Below are 23,818 nucleotides of genomic sequence, written 5' to 3' on the forward strand. Positions count from 1 at the left end.
CCCCGGGCGGACCGCAACGGTCCGCCCCCCTTTTTTCCCTGACATGAACGGGCCGACCTCGCCCTCGACCCGGATTCACAAACGTCCTCCAATACCGTCTTCAACACTGAGTCCCACTGCCGGGGCGATGCGGAGGCTCGCCCGATCGCCCGACGGGTCCGTCCGACGCAGCGCGCTCCTCGTCCTCGTCCTGCTCCTTGCGCCCTCCGTGGTCGCTCACCACGAAACGCCGAACACGGCGGGCGACGGCCTCCCCAAGACCCCGGATCCCGTGCGCGACGCGGAGAACGCCCTCGCGAACCTCTCCACCACCCCGACGCTCGACCACGCGCGCGACCAATTGCTCGCGATCGAGCGCGCCGCCTTCGAGACCGCCCGCGAGGAGGCGCGGGCGCGCAACGTCAGCGCCGAGGTGCTTCCCTCAGGCCTCGCGCCCGTGTTCCGCGACGCGTTCGACGCCGGCCATCGCGTGGGCGGCCTCGGGGACTGGCGCGTCCTCGCGGGGGCCTGGCGCGTGGACGGGGCGGTGGGGCTCGACGGTTCGGCGGCCTACACCATGACGAACGCCACCCACGGCCGCTACGCCTCGGGCGAGAGCCTCCTCGTCTCGCCCGCGATCGATCTTTCCGCCTATCCGGCGCAGGCGGGCGCCGTTCCCTACGCGGCGAACCACGTGAGCCGCCAGGTGCTGCTCCTCTTCCGCCAGGCGTACACCTTGATGAACCTCGTCGACGGCGGGCAGGTCTACCTGTTCCTGCGGGACCCCGAGGCGCCGGGCGCGCGCCGGATCCTCCTCGAGCCGATGGCCGGCTTCGGCGCCTACGCGGACGGCGTCTCCGCGCTCGGCGGGCGCGGCTTCACGGGCCACCGCGACTGGCACCAGGTCGGCTTCGACCTCACGCCGTTCTCGGGGCGCACCCTCTGGCTCGGCTTCCGCCTCGTCGCCTCGCCGAAGGCCGACGCGACGCCGCCCCCCGACTGGCCGTCCCAATTCGAGGGGGCCGCGCCGTACGGATGGCGCCTCGACGACCTCGAGGTCGTGACGCCGGCGTGGGGTCTCAACCTCAAGGTCGTGGACGTCACGGGCCCGTCGTTCCGCCTCGACGAGAAGGATCCGCTCGTGCGGATCCCGCCCGGCGAGAACGCGACCGTCCGCGCCGAGATCCTTCACGCCGCGGCATCGGCGCGCGAAGCGGTCGCGCGGCTCACCGTGGACGGACTCGGGAAGCCCACGGTCGCGACGGCCCGCGCCTTCCTCCGGCCGGGCGAGGTCTGGCGCCCCGCGGTCACGTTTCTCGCTCCGGACACGCCCGGCGCCCGCGTGACGGTCACGGCGGAAGCGTGGTATCCCGGCCTCGACGGCGGTCCCGCGCCTGGCGATCCGACGCCCGACAACGCGGACAGCCGCACGTTCCTCGTGTCGCGCGTGCAGCGCGCCGACGTGCGCGTGACGCCCTCCTCGTCCATGGTGGACGACGGCGGGACGGTCCACGCGACGGTCCGGGTGACGAACACGGGCAACAGCGACCTGCGGGCGATCCTCGACGTCCGGGAGCACCTTCCGTCCGGCGTCGGGACGCCTGCGGGCTCCGGCGGCACGGCCGAGCTGGGCGCCCTCGACGTGGACCTCGCGCCGGGCGCCGCGCGGTCGTTCGTGCTGGCGGCGCGCCCGGTCGCGCGCGGGGAGCACGCGATCGTCGCGCGCCTCGTCGACGCAGGCGTTCTCGTCGCGAACGCGACCGCGCGCTATTATGTGCACGCCTCGCCCCCGCCGGCGTTCTTCGACCCGGGCGACGCCGCGCGACCGTGGCGGTGGACGGCGGAGCGGGCCACGGCCGTGCCGGTCCTGGATGACTGGATGTGGGTGAGCCGCCATTCGGGGGCGGCCGTCCCCAACACGCTGATCGCGCGGGCCACGCCGGACGCGACGGCAGAGGGCGACGGCGTCCGCTTCAAGGACCTGAAGCTCACGGCGCGGTACTTCCCCCTCGAGATGGTCTCGATGGTCGTCGAGATCAGCCGCCCCAACCCCGTCGGCTTCGGGGCCTCGACGGACGCCGCGCGTTCCGTCGTCTGGCGCCACGAGGTGGACGTGGCGGGATCCCCCGAGATCAAGGAGCAGCGCCTCGCGTGGCAGGACCTCGCGGTCTACGTCGATCCGCTCGAGACGGAGGGGTATCTCGACACCTGGTCGGCGCGCGGGCTCGAAGTGGCCGTCCGCGCGGCGCATGGCGCGACGGCGGGAAACGCGACGGGCCTTTTCCTCGACGACCTTCGTCTCTCGGGCGTCCCCGTCGGCGGCGATCCCGCGGATCGGCTCGACATCGTCCGGATCACCGGCAACGAGACGTACATCCGCGGGGCGCCTCCGACCGACGTCGGCCCCGTCTTTCCGAGCGCCTGCGCCTGGGAGCGCGAAACCTTTCTCGAGATCCTCGTGAAGCAGCACTGCTGGCGCCGGGTGAGCGCGGCGGACGCGCGCGCGGCGCTTTCCGCCCCCGATTGGAGCCGCCTCGCCGGCCCCGTGCCCGCCCGTCTCGGCCGCTCCGACGCGATCGCCGTCATGGACACGACGGCGTCGAACGATCCGTCGCGCCTGCTCTCGCAGCCCATCCGCCTCGAGGCCGCGACCTCGCCCGTCCTGACGTTCGACCACGCGTACGCTTTCACGAGCGCCCCGCTCGACACCCCCGGCCTCGTGAACAGCTTCAGGATCGGCAAGGTCGGCTTCGTGGAGGTCCAATGGCTCCTGCCGGACGGCACGTGGTCTCCCTTCCATCGGCTCGAGCCCGTCGGAGGCTACCCGCACCCCCTCGAGAAGAACGACGCCGGCCAGACCCGCACGAAGGGCGCGGTCACCTCGTGGACGCCCTATTTCGGCTTCTACCATCCAGGGGCCTGCGACATGGACGTCTTCGCGGGCTGCGACGGGGGCGGTTACTACAAGAACGTCGACGCGTCCGGCCAGCTCCGTTGGCGGGAGTACCCTCCCACGCCCAAGCGGGAGACCTCGACGTTCTTCCTCGATCCCTCGCGGCTCGGCGGCAAGAACCTGTCCGACGCCGTGATCCGCATCGCCTTCCACGCATCGAGCTCCCAGGGCGCCGGCGGTTCGTCGAAATCGGTCTGGACGATCGACAACGTCCGGCTGAACCCGGTCCGCGCCTTCGCGTCCGACGGCAGCCTCGAAGGCCTCGCGCTCGCGATCCCCTACGACTGGCGGACGCTCGGGGTCGGTCCCGGAACGCGCGCGCCCATCAACGCGACCGTACGAAACGTCGGCCTCTACCCCGAGGACTTCGCCGTCGCGCTGAACGTTTCGCGCCTCAACGGAAACGGCACGGAGCGGACGTTCCCCGTCGGGCGGCTGCTGCCGAACGAGACGCGCTCGATCCTCCTCGAGTGGGACGTCCCCGACCTCGACGAGACGATCGCCTACGAGATCCGCGCGCGCGTGTTCGTCGCGGGCACCGGCGCAAGCGACGAGAACTTCTTCAACGACGAACGGTCGATCGGATCCGCGGGCGAGCTCGTGGCGCGTCGGCGCGTCGACGCGGCGGTCGAGGCGCGGGTCTTCCCGTCCGAGGGTCGCGAGGATCTCGCGCGCCATCTCCCGATCACCCTGGTGAACCGCGGCAACGTGCCGCTCGACGACCTCATCGTTCGACGCACGCTGGAGCGCGCCGTCCAGGGCGGTTCGATCGTCGTCTCCGACCGGACGTGGATCGTGCGGGGCGCGCTCGACCCGGACCCCGCGGGCGTTCCCCTCCGCCGGCTCGCGACGGATCCCCCGCTCACCGCCGCGGACGAGTACCTCACGCCCGGCGCCTCGGGTCTCTACCGCCTGCGCGTCGAGGTGACGCTTGCGCCCGGGCTTCGCGACGAGCGGCCCGACGACAACGAGCAGACCGCGAAGCTCGTGGCGAGGGCCGCGCTCGCGTTCGAGGATTTCGACCGGGGCTTCGCATGGCGCACCCCCGCGCCCGACGTCTGGGACCGGGGCGAGGGATTCCGCAGCGCTTCCGGGCTCGAAGCCTCGAACCGCTCGAGCGGGCTCCTGCGGCCGATGACCGACGCGTGGGTCGAGACGCCAATGCTGCCGCTCTCGCGCGCGCAGGACGCCGTCGTGAACCTCTTCACGCGCCACGACCTCGAACGCGGCTACGACGGGGGGCTCCTCGAGATCTCGACGGACGGATCGACCTGGTTCCCCGTTCCCCCGACGTCGGCCGACGATTCGAGCGTCGGCTACGCCTCGCATCTCGTGGGCTCGAACCCGCTTGCGGCCGGCATCGACCCTTCGGACGAGGCGCGGGCCCTCACAGGATCGAGCTTCGACGATCCGCGGAACCTGGACGGTTGGATTCCGCTTTCGTTCGACCTCGCGAACGTGCCGGGCCTTTCCGAGAACGTGGAATTCCTCCGGGTCGCGCCGCCCGCGGGCCCCCCGGGGCCGATCGAGCGCATCGGACGCGGCGCCTATGCGTGGCCCGCGCTCACGACGTCCCCGTCCGATCCCTCCGCGCGATGGGAACTGCACAATCTGACCGAGGATCTGCGGGCCGTCGAAGGGACCTTCTGGTGGAGCGGCTTCGCGACGACGGGCTCCGTGGAAAGCGTCCGTAGCCTGGAACGGAATTTCAACGTCTCGACGGCCGGCCCGGACGAGGTCGTCACGTTGTCCTGGCGCGACGCGCGTTCGGGGACGCAAGGATCGGATTGGAGAGGCATCGGCGGTTCGTACGAGTTCGCGTTGCTCCAGCGCGACGCGCAAGGCATCCTTCGCCCGTTGAGCACGCACGCCGACCTCGAAGCCGCGGACATCGGGAACGGGTGGAGCCTCGTCTCGATCCCCGTGGAGGCGGTGGACAAGAACCGTGATTTCACCGCGCGCTGGACCTTCCGATCGAAGTCGGTGAGCGTCGCGAACCTCGGCTGGGCCATCGAGAACGTGACCCTGGCCGCATCCCGCGTCGAAAACGGCCGCTGGGTCGTCTCGAGCGTGTTCTCGCCCGCCGACGAGGAGGTCTCGGGGTGGACGGCGAACGGGTGGACCCGCGTCGAGGCGATCCCGTCGCGACCCGCCCCCTGGGCGCTCGTGGCCGGCGCGGGTCCCGAAGGAATGCCCCAATCCATATGGCGCTTCAACTTCGCGCCCAATGCGGACGCGCGCCTCGTCTCGCCCGCGATCGACCTCGCCGGCGTCGGCGGGACGAGCGCCACGCTCGAGCTCGTGCATCGCCGGTCGATGCATGTGAAGGACGACACGTCGACCGCGATCACGTCCGGGACGGATTGGCGCTTCGACCGCCACTATCAGGCCGGCGTCGTGGAGGTGTCGGCGTTCAACACGACGAGCGGCCGATGGGATCCCTATCGTCAAGTGTTCGGGAAGCCCGCCGGACCCTCCCAGGAACCGCGAAGTCGAGCCGTCGACGCCGGGAACGGGGCGCCGTATTCGCACCCGATCTCGGACGCCGGCGACCCGTTCCCTCGATTTACCCGCGAATTCTTGCAGAAATTCAAGGTCGCGGGGCTGTCGACGACGTACAACCGCCTCTTGAGCGTCCCGACGTCGTATGCCTTCTCGGGCCAAACGGCCGGGTCGGGTTTCGAGCGCAGCGTCTTCGATCTCTCCGCGTTCATGGGCAAGCAGGTCCGCATCGCCTTCCACGCATGGTCGACGCCGACGACGGCGAGCGGCTCGTGGTCCATCGCGCGGGCCGAGATCGCGGGTCGCGTGTTGAGCGCCCCCGACGCGACGCTGCGCTTCCGGCTCGGCACCGACGCGAGCGTCCTTCCCGGGTCGTGGTCGATCGACCAGTTCGAGGTCTCGGCCCGCCTCTACGGCCGCAGCGTCGGCGTCCACCTCGACCCCATCCGGGTTCCCGTCTCCTCGGAGCCCTTCGTCGTGTCCGGCCACCTGCGCAACTACGGGGCCGAGGCGAGACCGTTCCTCGGCGTGGGCCTCGCCGATCGGACCGCGAAACCGATCGCGCTCGCGACGGTGCGCGAAGGCGGCGTCGTCGCGGCCCCGGGCTATCTCGCGGCCGCGGGCCCGTTCCATCTCGCGCCCGCCGGCGAGCCCGGCTCCGAGGCGCGATTCGGGTTCCTCGTCAAGCCGGCGGCGGGGGCGAACTTCCACACGATCGGCTTCGAGCTTCTCGAGGCCGGATTCGCGCAGGGGAGCGCCGCCTATGCGGCGGCCGACGACGAGGTCCCGGGCCGCGCGAAGCGCGCCGTTCATCTGCCGATCGTCGAGTCGCGGGCGGCCGCGATCGAGGACCTCGCGTTCGCCCCCTCGGTCCTCGCGGCCCCGGGCGAGGTGCGGGCGTCCGGCCGCGCGCACAACGTCGGAACGCGCACGCTCGACCTCGTCCTCGCGGCGACGTGGCGCGACCCCGACGGCCACGCGATCGCGTCCGTCCAGATCCCCGTCGGCGAGATCCCGCCCGGCGACCGGCGGACGTTCGAGATCCCGAGGGTGAATCTCACGCGGTCGGGCAACCACACGCTGCGGCTGCAGCCCCTCGAAGGACAGACGCCCCTCGGCGCGCCCCTCGACCGCGTCTACCGCGTCGCGACGAGCGACGTCGCGCTCGTCACCTCGTTCGAGTCGAGCCTCGAGCCGTGGTCGGGCTCCGGCTTCCGGCGCGTGGACGACGACCGCGCGGGCGGGGCGTGGAGCGTCCTCTTCGGCGCGACGAACGAGGAGCACGCGCGCGGCCAAGCGGCGACGGGTTCCGGGACCCTCGCGAGCCCTCGCCTCGACCTGCGACACGCGCTTCCGGACACCACCCTCACGTTCTGGCACAAGCCGGCCTTCGGTCCCGCGGGATCGCTCTTGCTGCGTTGCGACGCGACGGCCATTCCGTGGCCCGCGGGCGCGCGCGCGGCGGGGCGGGCCCCCGCGTGGGAGTTCGTCGAGGTGCCGCTTCCGCCCTCCTGCCTGGGGCGGAACACGACCCTCGTCTTCGCGATCGCGAACGCCGACGGGCAAGGCTGGAGGCTCGACGACGTCGGCGTGACGATGGGACGGCCGTCGATCGCCCGCGCGCCCGCATCCTTCGAGGTCGGCGACAGCGCGGTGAAGCAATTCCCGGTCCGTGTCGCGAATCCGGGGAGCGTCCCGAAGGCGATCCGCGTCGGGATCGAACCGCGCCTCTCGACGCTCCTCCCCGATCAGCGCGCTTGGTTCTCGGCCGAACCCGACGTCCTGCTCCTCGGCCCCGGCGAGTCGGGGCGCGTCAACGTGCGGGTCGAGACGCCGGCCGCACGCGGGCTCTTCTCGCAATCCCTTGTCGCGACCGTCCAGGCGGTCGACGCGCTCGCCCCGGGCACAGGCAGGTCCATCGTGCTGCCGTTGCGATTCGAGCCCGCGGCGCGACCCGACCTCAGCGTCGCCGTGGCCATCGACGGCCGACCCGTCGGCCCGGCGCGGTTCGAGGTGGAGGAGGCGGTTCCCCACGAGGTCTCCCTCGTCGTGATCAACCAGGGGGCGGTGCCGAGCCGCGCGACGCGCGTTGAGCTTTCGATCGTCGACGAGCGGACGGGCGCGCCCGTCTGGTCGCACGAGGACGAGGTCCCCGCCCTCGCCCCCTTCGGAGGCTCGGAGGAAGCCGCGCTCGTCGCCGGTTCGTGGCGACCCGAGTACGGGGCGCGCGGCAACCATTCCCTGCGGATCGCGGTCGACCCCGATCGCCTCCACGCCGACTACGACCGGGCCAACGACAACCTCGCCCACCGCCTCGCGGTCACGCGGCTCGTCCGGCCGGATCTCGTCGCCGACCCGACGGGCCTCTTGGCCGCGAAGCCCGACGGAACTCCGGTCGCTGAAGCGGTGCCCGGCGAGCTCGTGCGGATCCTGGGCAGCGTCACGAACGCCGGCATCGCGCCTGCGCGCGACGTCGTCGTCCGCATGCTGAACGGGGCTTCCGTCCTCAAGGAGGAGCGGTTCGATGCGCTCGCGCCGGGCGAGACCCGATTCGTCCACGTCACCCAGTTCGCGCCCGCCGCCTCGACGACCTACCGGCTCCAGGCGTCGACGGCCGACGTCGAGCTGTTCTCGTCGAACAACGAGGCCACGCTCGCCCTCCCGATCTTCCCGCCCGAGATCGCGATCGCGCGCCTCGCGTCGCCGAAGGTCGTCGAGCCCGGGGTCGAGGCCACCATCGTCGTTCCCCTGTCCAACGTCGGCGCCCATCCGTGGACGCTCGATCTCTCGGTGAGCGGCGGGCGCGGTTCGGTCGAGCCTGACCGTGTCGCGCTCGCGCCCGGCGAATCGCGGGAGGTCGTCGTCCGTCTCGCCGTCCCGCCCCACGCCGCGGGTCCCCGTCCCGCGGTGCTGCGCGCGGAAGGCGCGGGGGGCCTCGTCTTCGAGCGGACGCTCCCGATCACGATCCGCGAGGTCACACGCGTCGACGTCGTCCCGATGTACGCGCGCGGGCCCCCCGCGACCGTCCGGGTCGACGTGGTCGTCGTGAATCCGGGCAACACGCGGACGAGCCCCCTTCTCGAGGTCCTCGACGCCGACGGCGCGAGGCTCGCCGCGCGGGCGCTCGAACCGCTCGATCCCGGCGCGACGCGAACCGAGACCGTCGTCGTCGGGCTCCCGCGCGCCACGCCGGCGGGCCACGTCCCCGCGATCGTCCGCGCGAGCGCGGGAACGGCCGAGTCCCGGTCGGAAACCCTGCTCGACGTCCAGGCCTGGGGCGCGGTCGAATTCCGGGCCCCGTCCGTTTCCGGCAACGGGGAACGCGGATTTTTCGCGTGGGAGATCGTCTACGACGGGAACGTGGCGAGCGTGCGCCGCCCCGCGCTTTTCGGCGCGCCCGAGGGCGTCCGCGCGACCTTCGATCGCAATGAGATCCGACTCGACCCCGGCGCGACCCTCCTGCTCAACGCCTCCCTCGAGGTCGACGAGGGGGCGGCGCCGGGCCTCCACGAGCTTCGCGTCGCCCTGATCGATCCCGGGCGGCCCTCGAGCCTCGCCGAGCTCAAGGCCGAAAGCGCCACGATCCCGCTCGATCTCAGACGCGCGCGACTCGCGCTCGAGGCGACCCTGCCGCGCGCCGCCGACGCGGGGCGCGACGTCGAGATACCGGTGCGCGTCACGAACATGGGCGATCGCGCCTCGTCCGTCGTCGCCGTCGATCTCTACGTCGACGGCGTCCTGCAGGCGACGATCGCGCTTGATCCGATCGCTCCCGGTCGGGCGAAGGATGCCATCCTGCGGTGGACGCCGCGCGACGGCGCGCGCAATCTCGCGGTCGTGCTGGACCCCCGCGGCCCCCACGCCCTCGACGCGCCGGCCGTCGCCGCGACCGTGCTCGTGCAGGCGACGATCGAGGGGAATCTCGAGAACGCGCGGCGGAGCGTGCCGGGACCCGAGGCGCTCTTCGCCGCCGTCGCCGCCCTTGTCGCGTTCCGGGGGAGGCGATCGCCACGCGGTCGCTGACGGTCTTCTGGGCGCTCGCCATCCTCCTTCCCGCCCTGGCCTCGCCGGCGGGCGCGGCGGCGCCGTCGCCATGGTGGGGCCCGACGGGGCACCACGAGGGCTGGCATCTGCGGATTCCCGTCACGATCACCAACCCGCACACGCGCGCCGTCCACGACGCGACCGTCGGGATCGATCTCGACGTCGCCGCGGCCCTCGTGACCGCGGGGTGGCCCTCGGCGTCGTCGGGCGGTCGGACGCGGCTCCAGGCGTTCGACCTCGAGGCTTCGTCGGTGCGCGTGGTCGAAGGCGACCGCGAGGTCCCTTCGAGAGCGACCGCCGGATTCCGGGGGCGATCGGGGCACCACGACCCCCGACTCTCGCCCGAGATCCACGTCGAATGGGTCCTTCCGGGCGCGACGCCCGCGGGCGCTTCGCGGGTCTTCATGGTCTACTTCGATACGCGCGCGAACGGCGCCAAGACGCCCGCCGAGCACGACGAGCGCGCCGCGGCGCCGCTTGCGGCGCGGCATTGGATCAGCCGCGGCACGACGCTCTTCGGGGCCGCATCGACCGTCCGGCTCCTCGGCCTCGAGGACGGGACGCGCGCGACCGTCTCGGCCTACGTCGGAGCGCGCCCCGTCGGGCTCGGGACCTTCGACGTCGAGGCCGGATCGGTCCGAAGCGTGAACGTCGGAAACGAAGCGGCCCTCGTGCGCATCGACGCGGACAAACCCATCATCGCCTACGGCGCGGATCCGGTCAAGGGCGTGATGGGCCCCGTCCCGAGCGCCGAGGGCGGCCTCCTCGGCCGGACGTTCGCGTTCGAGCCCGGCTCGACGGGACACCTCGTGCTCGCGCCGCGGGAAACGGCGAACGTGGTCGAAGGAAGCTCGCGCTACGCCGTGCACGGCGGACGGGTCCAGGTCGTCCCGGCGGGCGGCTCGGCGGCCATCGCAAACCTCGAGGCGGATGCGCCGGTCCTCGTCTTCGCGTGGCCCGCCGACGAAGGCAAGACGCAGCTTCCGTCCGTCGACGGCGCGCCGGTCGGGAGCCGCCTCGTGGGCTTCGCGGGGCCCGGGACGGCGCCGGCCTCGCTCGCGCGCGATCCCCGATGCCACGCAGACGGCATGACCGTCGGCTTCGGCGAGGTTCTCGTGACGGCGCGGGACGCGCCCACGTGGTTCAGGGGACGCGATTTCCTGTCGGGCAACCTCGTCCTGCCCACCGATGGGACGGGCCAGCCCTCGACCCGCAGCGAGGAGGCCGCGCCCGGCGAACCGGCCCGCGCTGTCGTGCGCGCGACCCGCTGCCCCGTGCTCGTCCACGCGACGGGCTCGCGGACGGCCGACGCCGTGGCATCCGGAACGCTCGCCGCCTTCGGCGGTCCGTCGCGTCCGCTCGGCGCGCAGGAACGGTTGCGCACGCCGCTCGGCGGCGACGGGGGCATGACCTTCGAGACGAGCTGGCCCGTGGATGTGCTCGCCTTCCATCCCGCGACGACCGTGACGATCGAGCGGGCCGGGACCGCGCCGGCGAAGGTCGGCCTCGGCGCGGGCGACCGCCACGGCATCGAAGCCAGCCACGACCGTCCCGCCATCCTCCGGGCCACGAAGCCCGTCGCCGTGGTGCCGGTCGAGCAGGGTTACTACTTCGCGGGCATCGACGATTCGCTCGGGCGGACCGCCATCGTCGGCCCGGCGCAGTACCGGGGTCATCTCGTGAACCTCGCCCCGGCGGCGGAGGCGGCCGAGCCGCTCGTCGGCCTCGCGGGGCCCGGGATACCCGCAACCTTCCGGCTCGTCGTCACGAATCTCGCCCGCGACCATCGCGGCGCGCCGGTGCAGGATACCGTCCGCCTCGCGACGCCGCCCGCCCCCGAGGGATGGCGCGTCGCGCTTTCGAGGAGCGTCGTCACCCTCGCGGGAGGCGAGTCGCGGGAGATCGTCGTGACCGTGACCCCGCCTGAGGACGCGCGCGAAGGGGCGCGACTCGCGTTGTCGGTCGCCGCGACCTCGGCGTCGAACAGCCTCGTCGAGGATCGCGTTCCCCTCGTGACGCTCGTCCGCGCGACCTTCGGCGTCGACCTGTGGTTCGATCGGGAGCACGGGCCGCGCAGCCGCGTCTTCACGTTCGACGCGGGCGACGAGCGGCGGGCCACCGTCGCGATCCGCAATCTCGCGACGGTGCGCGACACGATCACGGTCGTCGCAAGGGCGATCTCGAGCGACTGGACGAGCCTCCTCGGATCCGGGACGTCGTCGTTGTCCCTCGATCTCGAAGCGGGAGAGGTCCGCGAGATCCCGCTCGTCATTCGGGCTCCCGCGGAGAACGCCACCCAGAGCGTCCTCGAGATCGTCGCGGTCTCGAGATCGGACGCAAGCGCGACGGCGAAGATCGCCGGCATCGTGCGGATCCGGCCGGATGTCCGCATCGCGCTCGAGGTCGCGTCCCAGACGCTCGAGATTCCGCCGGGGGCGTCGGCCGATTTCCGCGTGACCTTGACGAACCGGGGAGGCGACGCCATCGGCGCCTCGTTCAACGTGACGGCGGCGCGCCCTCCCGGATGGCGGGCTCCCGTGATCCGGTTCGGCGCCTACGAAATCGACGAGCTGTCGGGCATCCCCCCGCAGAAGTCGGTGACGTTCAACGTGACGGTCGCCGTTCCCGAGACCGCGGCGCGGACCGACCGCGCGGAGCTCCGGTTCACGGCGCGGACGATCCCGACCTTCGTCGGCGACCCCGTGTCGAGCGAGGCGATCGACCTTCTCGCGCTCGCGGGCGTTCGACGGGACCTCGAGATCGTCGACGCGCCGACCCTCGTCGCCGTCGACGCCGACAATCGCGCGTCGATCGTCTTCGAGGTTGAAAACCGCGGCAACGGGAACGAATCGTTGCGGATCGTGCCGCGCCGGCTGCCCGCGGGCGCGACCGCGCTCGTGCAGAGCGCCGCGACGGTGCCCCGCGACGGGAGCGCGCGCATCGGGCTCGACGTCGCCCTCGCCGCCACGACCGACCCGGGCGTCCACGCGATCGGCGTCCACCTCGCCGTCGACGGGGGGGCCGCCATCGCGGCGAGCGTCAATCTTTCCGTGCCGCGGCGCCCGGCGCTCGCGTTCGAGGCGCTGGGTCAGCCGATCGTCCTCGCGGGACGCGTGAGCGCGCTCGAGGTGGACGTGCACAACACCGGCAACGTTCCGCTCGCGCTCCCTCCCGCCTTCGAGGAGAGGCCCGGTTGGAACGTGACGTGGGACGCGCCGGCGTCCATCCTTCCGGTCGGCGGCGTCGCGCGCGGCCGGATCCTGGTCGCGGCCCCCGCGGGCGTCGAAGGGCCTGCGTCCCTTCCGCTCTCGGCGCGGACCGGGTCGGGCGCGCTCGCGGTCGACGTCCGCACCGTCTCGCTCGAGGTGGTCGAGGCGGAGCCCGACGGGGCCACCATCGTCGTCGTCGTCCGGAACTCGGGGTCGGCCGACGCCCACGCGGTCGCGATCGAGTTCGTGCGGGATGGAACCCTCGTCGATCGCCTCGTCCTCCAGCGCATCGCCGCCGGTGGCGAGGCGCGCGCGATCCTCGCCGCGCCCGGCGAAGGTCGGCTGCGCGTCGACGCCGACGGGCGGTTCCACGATGTTCCCATCGAGGTGGCCGCGGGCGGGACGGCCCGCCCGGTTCCCGCCGTGGGGCTCGCCGCGGTCGTGGCCGCGACGCTCCTTGCGGGGCGGATGCGGCGCTTTTCACACATGCCCTCCAATGCCGACATATCCTGGCACGACCATGCCCTTCCACCCCTCAGGGAGGCAAAACCGTGATCCACAACTCGAGAACGCTCGTGACGACCCTGCTCGCTCTCGCGATCTTCATCGGCTTCGCGCCCGCGACCCTCGCGTCCGAGGCGCACCCGCAGAGCGACCAGCACGCCTACGCCGGCCCCGGCCTCGCGGCGGCCCATTTCCACGACAAGCAGTACGGCGCGAAGATCAAATTCGACGTGAAGGCGGACTTCGGCCGACCCGACTGCGTGGCGCAGGTGCTCGTCCGCACGATTCCGCTCCTTCCGCCCCAGGTGACCTTCTCCGAGGACACGCCCACGGGCGTCGGAGGCGCGTGCTTCCCGTGGGAGACCGCCTCGGGCGACGACACGGGCGACATTGTGACGCTCCGCGCCCAGGAGTTCCGCGCGCCCACCCCGCCCGTCTGGATCGCCTGCGTCGACTTCGACGGCGACGGATTCTGCCGCTCCGACGGCAGCGACATCGTGGACGTCTGCACGACGGGCCTCACCTCGCTCGCGGGCAGCCTCTCGCTCACCACGAACGGCACCTGCGACATCTACAACGACCCCGGCGCCGCGGTGAAGACCACCTACGCCATCTTCGTGGGCACGATCGACGTGGAGAAGGGCGTCTACGACGCGTCGACGGCCATCCAGGGCCTCGTCTATCTCCAGTAGGTCCGTACCGCGATTCCCAGGCTGGGAGGAGAACGCCTTCCAGCCTGTTTTTTGCTCCCATCTACGTTGGCGAGCGTCGCGAAGCGCTCGCGCGAAAACGCGCTTCGCCCGACCTCTGCGCGAAAACTATAATTGCGCGCAAATCCTCCGAGAATCCGGGTTCACTACCCGGAGGCTGAGTCATGAACATCCGAGCCATTCTTGCTATTGCCCTCGCGCTCACGGTGAGCGCGCCCGCGGTCCTCGCGGGAACCCCGCAAAACCCCGAAATCACCGACCCGGCCGACACGCCGTCGTTGGATCTCGACATCCGCAAGGTCTGGGTGACGAACGAAGCGAGCAGCGTCACCTTCCACATCCAGGTCACGGACCTCACGCTCCGGCAACCGCTTCTCGACGCCACGGGGGCCGAATATCGGTACCACTGGCGCATCGACGGCAAGATCCGCGACCTCCCGTTCAACATCGAGGGAACCGTCGCCTACGCCAACACCTGGACGCCCGCGGGCGTCGCCTTCGGGATGTCGGCCTACGGCATCGGCACGTACGCGTCGTCGACCATGACGGGCAGCCGGATCGAGCTCGACGCCGCGAACGACGTGGTCCGCCTCGTTTCCCCGCGCCCGACGGCGGGCAATTTCGCGATGCCCGAAGGGACGGTCCTGACCGACCTCAAGGCGTCCACGTTCATCGGACACACCGCCCACCCCGCCTTCCCCGGCGCGGCCCGGACGAGCGTCGACGTGACCGCGGTGGGCCGCGCCTACACGATCGAATAGCCCGGCCGCAAGGCCGGGGTTCCCACGCCCCCGACGCCGCGCTCGGTTCCGGGGGCTTTTTTAGTCTATTCCAGACCTCGACCGCAGGGCCCGCGCCGAGCCTTGCCGCGGGCTGAATCCCGATGCGAGCCACCCGGGGGCCCCGGGCGCACGATCGCTTCGGGCGGCCGATCGGGCGCGTTCGGCGTCCGTTTCCCGCCGCGCTTTTCGCCCTCATCGATCGCGACGTCGCGGTCGCGCGAGAATCCATCCGATCGCCAGGGCGACCAACGCTTCCGTCCCGAGCGGCGTGGGGCGGGCGGCGAAGCTCTGGGTCGACGTCGAAGGACTCGACAGGCCGAGCACGACCACGGGTCCCGCAAGCGCGCGGCCGTCCGCAGGGTACCCGACGGTCCAGTCGGGACCCGTTGCGAGGAACGAGAAACGGTGGGAACCCGAAGCGATCGTCTCCGGTCCGACGGAAACCCGCGCGACGTACGAACAGGGGCTGGAGCACGAGGGGTCCTCGCGCTCCATCCGGTGGGGCGCGCCGTCCACCAGGACGACGATGTCGGCGTCCGCAGCGTCGCTCGCGTCGATCCTGAACGCGTAGATACCCGGTCCCGCGAGGCGGGGCTCGACGCGTCCGCCCGCAAGCCGCGGTTCGCGCGGCACCTCCACCGGCACGAGCGCGGGCGCGCCCGCGAGACCCGCGGCGTCGACGGCCTCGACGCGCACGACGTGACGTCCCGGCGAAAGCGTCGCGACGGTCGAGGTCCCGTTCACGAGGACGGGGCCGGAGGACGTGGTGAGGCGGTAGGCCACGACGCCGACGTCGTCCGTCGCGGCGTCCCAGCGCAGCCCGACCCGCCCGGCGCCCAGGTAGGTCGCGATGAGACGCTCGACGGACGACGGGGGCGCGGTGTCCGGCGTCGTGCGGGCGCGCAGCGTGGCGCTCGCGGCGTGACCGGCTTCGTCCGCGACCTCCAGGGCGACGACATGCTCGCGTCCCGCCCCGAGACCTTCGAGGTCGAGCCAGTGGTGCGTGGCCGGCGAAGACGAGCGCGCTTCGCGGCCGCTCGCGCGCAGAAGCGCGTGCGTCGGCTCGTCCGTCACGAGCAGGATGCCGATCGCGGAGGCGCGCGCCTCGTGGACCTCGGCCAGCACGATGCGGGGCGGCGTTCCGTCCACGCGGGCGCGCGCGATGCCCTCGACGACGTCCTCCCCGTCGACGACGCGGTACGGGATCGCGACCTCGGCGTCGGGAAGCGACGCCGGTACGGGATGCTCGAGGAGGTAACGTCCCGGCCCCGTCCGGGCAAGCGCGGTCCGGTCGGAGCCGCCGAGCGCGGAAAGATCCGCGACGACGCCGTCGGAGACGTCCCGCGCGAGCGCCACCTCGAGCCGCGCAAGCCCGCCGGGGGCGAGGGCCGCGCCGCCCGCTCCGTTCGCAAGCGAGGACGCAACGACCGCGAGGCCCGCGCGCTCGACCGGAGCGCGGCGATCGAGGGTCGCCACGTTGCCGGCGCGGTCGGGAACGCGGAGCTCCATGCGGGCCTCCTCGCCCGCGAGGGGGGGAACGCGACAGCGGAGCAGGTCGCCCAGACGAAGGGGCGCGCATCGCGCGCCGTCGAACGTCCAGTCGATCGCCTCGAGGTCGAAGCCGCTTCCGCGCTCCTCGACTTCGACCAAGGCCCATGCGCCGGGAGCGAGAACGAGCGCGCGCGACGCGCGCACGACGGGCGCTTCCCGGTCGAGCACCACGGCGACGGCCGCGCTCTCGCCGCGATACCGCCCGTCGCTCGCGCGCGCGAAGACGGCGTGCACGCCGTCCCACGCGTCGCCGAGATCGACGGCGACGGGCGCGCCGTTCGGCGCGCCGCGGGCGAGAACGCGCTCGACGCCGCGCGGCGATCGAGCCACGACGTCGATCACGGCCCGGGCGTCGGATCCGTCGTGGCGCGAAACGTTCGCGAGGACGGCGAAGGGCCCTCGCGAGACCGCCTGGCCGACGACGAGCGAAACGTCGAGCCCGGAGCCCGTCGCGGTCTCGAGGATGTCCGAAAGCGTCTCGATGCCCCCGGGCCCGATCGAGAGGGTCCTGAGGTGAAGGCTGCGCTCGGGCTCGAGACCGGTCACGCGGACACGATGCGTGCGGCTCTCGACGCCGATCGGCGTCCGATCTCCGAGGCGGATCGTCTCGCCGTATTCGACGGCGCCGCGCGCGGGAACGTCGGTGATCCACTCCACGACGAGCCAGGTGGGGCCGCGCTCGACGACCGTGGGCGTCGTCGCGGCGACGCGGGTCCCATCGACCGAGACGGCGACGACCGCGCTCGCCGCGTGACCCATCCGGTCGACGGCCGTGACCGCGACGCGCGCGGACGCGTTTTCTGCGAGGCGATCCACCGTGAAGTATTCCGATCGATGGACGCGCTCGACCGGGTCCCAAACGAGGACCGCCGCTCGGGCCCTGGACACCGAGGACACGTCGGCGGTCACGGCGATGGCCGCGGGTTCTGCGACGTCGTCCGCGACGCGCGCGAGGAGACGGGCGCGCTCGCCAGCGTGACCCTTGACGCGACCCGACCCGAACTCGATCCAGGCCTCCTCGATCACGGGCGGCGAGCCGTCCACCGCAACGATTCCCGCGGTCGCCTCGCGCACGTTGCCGGCGGCGTCGACCGCCCGCGCGACGGCCACGTGAACGCCCTCGGCGTCGGCCGTCCATATCGCTTCGTGGCGGCCCGATCCGCGCGGCGACATCGCGATCTCGTCGCCTCCCACCGCGAGGGTGACGCTCGCGAGCCCGAGCCCGTCATCGAAGGCGAGGACCTGGAACGGGACGGGCGTTCCCGGTCGGACGTCGTGACGCGCGGGCGATGCGACGATCGAGGGCGCACGCAGGTCGATGGGTCGCGTCGTCCAACGACCGGCGACGAGGGCCGCGGACACGCCGTCGCGGAGCTCGTTCTCCGTCGCGGGCCACGGGCGGACCCCCGGAGGGAGGCCTTCCACGTTTCCGGCGGCGTCTTCGCTCACCGCGAACACGCTCAGCGCGAAACCGTCCCGCGCGCCCGCGAGGGTCACGTTGCCCGTCGCGCGCAGGGGCGCGCTTCCGTTCGCCGCCCACTCGACGAGCGCCAGGCGAGACCACGCTCCCTGCCCCGGGGCCTCGGCTGGCGCGAGACGCGCGTACACGACCGTGCGGGTCACGCCCGAGCCCGCGTCCTCGACCGTGAAGGGAACGTTGAGCGTCGACCCGTTGACGGCCGCGGCCCCAAGGCTCGGCGGGAGGTCGATCGTGGTCCGCGGGGCCACGGGATCGACAAGGAGGGGCTCGAGAACGCGATGGCTGCGACCCGACAGGTCCGTGAGGTTCGTCGAGAGCGCGTAGGTTCCGGGGGGCACGCCGGAAAGGTTCCACGTCACGCGCGCCCAACCCTGCGCAAGCTGTTCCTCGGCGATCGGGATCGTCGCGCCCGCGCCCACGAGCGAGACGTTCACCCGATGTCCCGGGCTCGCGCGGGCGGGCACGGTCGGCGCCGCGACGGGCGAGGCGGTTCCCCCCTGGCCGAGCGCGACCACCTCGTAGACGAGGTCGACGTCCGTGGGCGGCGCGTCGACGTGCGACGTGGCTTCGACGTTCGCGATCTTCTCGCGCGCGAGCGTGTCGAGCCGCGTCCGGTAGAGATCGTACGATTCCGCGAGCGCGCCCGCGTTCCAGGCGAGACGGACCCGGGTCGCGGCCGAGGCGGAGGCGAGGCCGGTCGCGGGTCCCGGAAGCGTCGCGCTCACGACCGTCGCGACGGCGGCGCCCGGCGTCGTCTCGAGCCCGTGCTCGGTGATCCGGACGACGTCGATGCGGTGCGTCGCCGGGGAGGCCCCGGGCGCGCCGTCCCGGAAGCGCAGGGCGGGAGCGCGCGCGTCGACGTGCCCCACGATCTCGAAGGCGCCCGTGGCGTTGCGCCGCAAGACGTCGTAGCCGACGACCGTCTCGCCTCGCGTCGCGGGCGGCGCCCAGGTCAGATGGACGGCTCCCGCGGCCGAGACGCCGCTCGGGACGGTCGAGCAATCCGACGACGCGCAGGCTTCCGCGGGGGGGTCGACGAAGGCGGGGCGCGGCATCGCGATCCATTCGTCCGGACCGGGCCTCGCGAGCGGCTCGTCCCCGCATCTCAGGCACCCGTGATCCTCGACGTCGCGCTCCACGAGGAGCGCGAGCTCGACGGGGCCGTTCGCGCTCGAGAGGGCCCGCGGGACGACGGGCGCGACCGCGCGCGGTCCGTTGTCGACCACGACGGATCGGAAGGCGCGCCAGGGTTCGAGGTCCGGCGCGGCCGGCAGGGAAGCGGGGCCGGCCGCGATCCGCGCGCGCGGATAGGCCGAAGCCGTCACCCCATGGGCGCCGTCGTCGAAACGCCTGCGCCCATCCCCGTCCCGCGCGTCGGTGGGCCACGCCGCGACCCACCGCGAGCCCGAACGGACGCCGTCCGCGAGGCGCACGCCATCGATCGCGAACTCGACGCGGTCCACGAGCTGCGGCGCCATCGCCGCGAGCGCGCCCTCGATCCTCGCTTCGAGGAGGCTCTCGCCGGAGAGGGGACCCTCGGTCGCGCCGCCCACGTCGAGCCGGACGGAGATGGCGGGCGAGAGGACGGAGGCGAGCGCGTCCGCGGCCTGCCCCGTGGCGGCGGCGTCGAGACCGAACGCCGCGAACCTCCCGAGCGCGGTCGACGCCTCCTGTTTCCAGAACCAGCCCTCGCGACCCGACGAGGGACGCGCCGACGCGGCGACCGCGTTCGTCCACGCGGGATTGTCGCCCCGGTAGCGATCGAGCCCGGCGCCATCGACGAAGAAGGCGAAACCGAGACCGGAAGCCCCGGGAAGGACGGAGAGCGACGCCTGGCCGCGCCCGCCGGGCGAAAGGAGGTACGCGTCGTGCCCCGCGCGATCGACGAGCGTCGCGCTCGTCGCGACGTTCGAGGCGGCGGGCACGGCGACGAACGCCTGCGCCTCCGTGCCGGCTTCGTAGGTGTCGTCGCCGCTTGCGTCGACGAGGATGGCCATGCCTTCGCGCGCGTAGGCCTGGACGCGATCGGGCGCGCCCCGCGCGGCGGATCTCGTGAGGTCGCGACCGCTGCCGTCGTAGAGGAGCGCGACGCCGCCCTTGAGCGCCGCGGCCTGACCGTGCCCCGGCGAAAATTCCCGCGGGACGAGGACCCGGACGTCGTCGCCGTCCGCGTCGAAGAGGACGCCGACGGCTCCGTTGCGGGCGAAGCCCTGCGACTCGTTCTCGGCGCGGAGCGTGTCCGCGCCCGCGCCCGCGAGCGCGAGGAGACCGACGGTGACGCCGGGCGAGAAGGGCCCGAGCGCCGCGACCGCGCTCTCGTACGAAGCGGGCGCGCCCGCGATGTGGGTCTCGCCGGCCCCCTGCGCGAGCCGTCCGGCGGTGAGCGTGTTTTCTCCGCCGTGGTCGAGGAGGACGCCCCATCCGGCCGCGCCGTACCCCTGGCCGCTTGCCGCGGCGTCCGGCGCGCGGACGCCGGGCCCGAGCGCGATCGCGTAGTCGTCCGGGGCCGAACCGCGCCGCTCGAGGAGGCCGACGCCTCCGAGGGCGGCGCCCTGGGCGTGGGCGCGCGCGAGCGCCGGGGGAGCGGTCACCGTGTCGTTCTCGAGCCGCACGAGGAAGGAGGCGGCGCCGTCCCCGGCGACGACGAGCACGCCGATGCCGAGCACCCCGGCCCCTTGGGCGGCGCCGTACACGGCGCGGGCGCCGACGCACGCGGCGCATCGGCTCGCGTTCACCGTCGCCTCGAAACGGTCGCGTCCGGCGGCGTCATGGAGGAGGCCGACGCCCAGCACGCCCGCCCCCTGCGTTCCCGCGACGGCGACGCTCGTCCCGGCGGGGGCCCGTCCGCCGACGGGCGAGGCCCCCTCGTAGCGGTAGAGGTCGTCGCCCGCGAGGTCGAGCGCCACCGCCACGGGGTGCGTCGGGGTCGAGCCCCCCGCCCGGTTCCGGTAGACGTCGTTGCCGCCGAGGTCGACGATCATGGCGTAGTCCACGTCGGCCTCGTAGAGGGTCGGCGTCGCGTCGCCGACCGCGAGCCCCGCGGCGGGCAGCCGGAGCACGAAACCGGTTCCGCCCACGGGTCGATCCGAAGGGTCCTGCGCGTCCGTCCCGGCGAGCGCTTCGAGGACGTCGCCCGCGAGCGGGCCGTCGCCGTCGCCGTCCTCCCCCGGCCGCGCGACGTCGATGAAGATGGCCTGCGATGCCGTCCGGACGCGATTGTTGCGCGCGGGCGACGCGTCCCGGGACGCGTTCGGGGCCGACACCGCGTACACGTCGGATCCGCCGAGATCGGCGAAGAGCGCGACGCCCGGTCCCGAGGATTGTCGGAGGTCCTCGTTCTCCGCCAGGGTGTCCACCACGATCACGTAACGGTCGTTTCCTCCGAGGTCGATGAAGGCGCTCCGGCCGGAGGCCTCGGCGCGCGCCTGCAGGCGGGCCTCGTGATCATCGTCGCCGTCGAGATCGAGGAGCGCCGCGAAGCCCGCGGTCGCGACCGCGGCGTTCCTTACGACATAGCGGTCGCGGCCCGCCGCGTCCAGGAGGACGCCGTACGAGCTTGCGCCCGACGCGTGGGCGATGTCGCGCGCGAGGTAAGCGTCGTCGCCCGCAAGGTCGAGGAGGAATCCCCGCCCCGCTGCGAGGACGCCGTGCTCTCCCGCCTCGTAGCGATCGTTGCCCCCGAGATCGATCGAGACCCCGCCGACGGCCGTGTTGTTTCCGTACGCGTCGGCGTCGTCGAGACCCAGGTCGATCGTCAGGAGGGCGGGGCGATCGAACCGGCTCGGCGCGCCGGCGAGGCCGACGGCGAGCCGCCCCGGCACGTGGACGAGAAGGCCGTCGTCGCGCGGCGTGAGCGGCGTCGCGACGACGGCGTCGCCCGGCCGGTTCGGATCCGAGCCGAGGAGGGCCTCGATCAGGTCCGGAACGCGGTCGTCGTCGCGGTCGGACGTGGCGGGGTCGGGGTCGGGCGACGTGTCCACGCCGTCGGGGACGAGGTCGCCGTCCCCGTCGCCCACGGTCTGGACGCGCGGGCCGAGGTGGACGACCACCGCGCGCTCCCGTCCCGGCGAGAGGGCGGCGACAGGCGCGGGGTCGTTCGCGCGCGGGAACGCGTCGACGCCCGCGGCGTCGAGGAAGAGCGCGACGCCGCGCGCCCCCGAGGCCGTCTCCGGCCGGGGGAGGCCGAAGCAGGCCGCGGGAGGCGCAGGGCAGGTCCCGTTGTACCGGTCGTCCCCGCCGAGGTCCGCGAGGCCCGCGAACGTCGCGCTCGCGGGCGACGCGTCGTGGAGCGCGGAGAATCCGCTTCCGCGGTACGTGTCGTTTCCCGAGACGTCGACGAGGAGGCCGGTCGCGAACGAGGCCACGTCGGTCGTGCGCGCGCGACCGAGGGGACCCGAGGATTGGTAGCGGTCCGCGCCGAGGAGGTCGATCGTCATCCCCACCGCGTCGACGCCGTGGGCGAGCGCGAGCTCGCCGCCGTCGTAGACGTCGCTTCCGGCCGCGTCCACGAGGAGGCCGAGCGCGGGCGCCCCGGGGCGTCCGCGCGCCGCGCCGAGCGTGAACGGCTCGACGGCGCGGTAGCGATCGTTCCCGCCGAGGTCGATCGCGACCGAGGAGCGGAGCATGGCGGCGTCGACGGGCGTCCTGAGGGTCGGGCCCGCGAGATCGAGCCCCGCAAGCGGGGCTTCGTAGACGTCGTCGCCGCCGAGGTCGAGGAGCAGGGCGGGCGCGAAGGGCAGGACGTCGCGCGTCACGTGCGTCGCGTCGGCGCCGAGGATGACGATCAGGCCATCGTTGTACAGGACGCCGGGCGCGCCGAGGGTGGTCGCGGGGACGCGGGCGGCGCCGACGAGCGCGAGCGCGCGCGCCTCCGCGACGACCCCGGCCGAGGCCTCGAGGACGCGTTCGCGGCGGGCCCCGATCCCGGCGACGCCTTCGCGCAGGAGGATCGCCTCGTCGCGGGTGAGGGGGCCGTCCGCGGCGAGCAGGGCCGCGAAGCGCTCCGATGCGTCGGGCGTGGCCGCGTCGCGATGGGCGGCGAGGGCGCGGAGGAGACGCCCGACCGCCGCCGCGAGATCCGACCCGAGGAGCCTCTCGAGATCGGACGCGTCGGCGCGGGTCGCCGCGGAGGGGGCGTCCGGCTCGCGGCGCAGGCGCGCGAGGGCTTCGGCGAGGTCGACCTCGAGCGCGGGCGGCCGCGCCGCGACGGCCGCTTCGAGCAGCGCGTGGAAGTTCGGAGCATCCGCGGCGAGCGAGGCGTTCGCGCCCGCGCGCAGGAGCCGCGGCCACTCGGCCGCGAGCGTGGCGGCGAGACGCGCCCCGCCGTCGCGGCCGGCGGCCTCGAGGAGGCGCCCGAGGGGATGGGCGAGGTCGGGAGGGACGCCCTCGACAGGGTCGGCGCGGGAGACGGCGGTCGCCCCGCCCGCGAGCTTCCGCAGGACGAGGTCCACGTCCGCGCCAGGGTCGAGCGGGGGGCTTGCCAGCCTTGCGCGGTCGGCCGCCTGCGCCGCCGGAAGGGCACGCCGCGCCGCCTCGACGGCGGCGTGCGCGACGCGGGCGGCCTCCAGCAGCGCGTCGAGGTCGATCGCCGCGAACGGGTCCCCCTCCCCGGTCGCGGCCTCGCTAAGCGCGCGGTCGAGGTCTTCGGCGGTCGCGGCGGCAAAGGCCTGGTCGCGAAGCGTCCGCGCGCGGGCGACGCCGCCCGCGAGGCGCTCGACCTCGGCGGCGACGGCCGGATGGTCGAACGCGAATCGGGCGAGGGCCGCGCGTTCGGCCTCCGTCGCCGGTCGACCGAGCGCCTCGAACCAGGCGCTCCATCCGCCGTTCGCGAAGGGCGAACGGGGCGCGCCGAGCAGCCCGGAGACCGTCGTCGCGCCGAGGGCGAGGTCCTCCCCCAGGAGGGCCGGGAGCGGAGAACCCGCCTCCCGGACCGGGGTCCCGCCCGCGGCGGCGAGGGCGGGATGCAGCAGGAGCAGGACGAGGAGGACGACCCGACCGGCGGGGCCGGCCGACCGGGGGCGGGATCCTGCGATCGGCGCGGTCGACATGAGGCCTCCGTCGGCGACAGTTCGAGTGCAAAACGATAAGCGCATTGGAGGCACGCT

Annotated in this window: 5 protein-coding genes; 4 read left to right on the top strand and 1 reads right to left on the bottom strand. The window is 73.4% G+C overall.

Going from position 1 to position 23,818, the window contains the following annotated elements; genetic code table 11:
• Positions 1-127: 127 nt before the first annotated feature.
• The 4 genes from VM889_10020 (at position 128) to VM889_10035 (ending at position 14,662) form a co-directional block, all read left to right on the top strand.
• Positions 128-9,457, top strand: a complete 9,330-nt coding sequence (locus tag VM889_10020; GenBank protein HVL48881.1) for a CARDB domain-containing protein — start codon at positions 128-130, stop codon at positions 9,455-9,457.
• 272 nt (positions 9,458-9,729) lie between these two features.
• Positions 9,730-13,242, top strand: a complete 3,513-nt coding sequence (locus VM889_10025) for an NEW3 domain-containing protein (protein ID HVL48882.1) — start codon at positions 9,730-9,732, stop codon at positions 13,240-13,242.
• The gene (locus VM889_10030; protein ID HVL48883.1) at positions 13,239-13,883 is read left to right on the top strand and encodes a hypothetical protein; all 645 of its coding nucleotides are present in this window, start codon (positions 13,239-13,241) and stop codon (positions 13,881-13,883) included. Before VM889_10025 ends, VM889_10030 begins: the two co-directional genes overlap by 4 nt.
• A 182-nt stretch (positions 13,884-14,065) precedes the next feature.
• A complete protein-coding gene (locus VM889_10035) occupies positions 14,066-14,662 on the top strand; it encodes a hypothetical protein (GenBank protein ID HVL48884.1) in 597 nt (198 codons plus the stop codon).
• Positions 14,663-14,875: 213 nt separating this feature from the next.
• Here VM889_10035 and VM889_10040 read toward each other — a convergent pair whose 3' ends face one another.
• Positions 14,876-23,761, bottom strand: a complete 8,886-nt coding sequence (locus VM889_10040; GenBank protein HVL48885.1) for a hypothetical protein — start codon at positions 23,759-23,761, stop codon at positions 14,876-14,878.
• Positions 23,762-23,818 lie beyond the last annotated feature (57 nt).

This window comes from Candidatus Thermoplasmatota archaeon (assembly GCA_035540375.1).
Classification (GTDB): Archaea; Thermoplasmatota; SW-10-69-26; order JACQPN01; family JAJPHT01; genus DATLGO01.

What these genes read in the sequence shown, in the direction of transcription:
- VM889_10020 (HVL48881.1), top strand. Translation starts at nt 128, where the DNA reads ATGCGGAGGCTCGCCCGATCGCCCGACGGGTCCGTCCGACGCAGCGCG.
- VM889_10035 (HVL48884.1), top strand. Translation starts at nt 14,066, where the DNA reads ATGAACATCCGAGCCATTCTTGCTATTGCCCTCGCGCTCACGGTGAGC.
- VM889_10040 (HVL48885.1), bottom strand. Translation starts at nt 23,761, where the DNA reads ATGTCGACCGCGCCGATCGCAGGATCCCGCCCCCGGTCGGCCGGCCCC.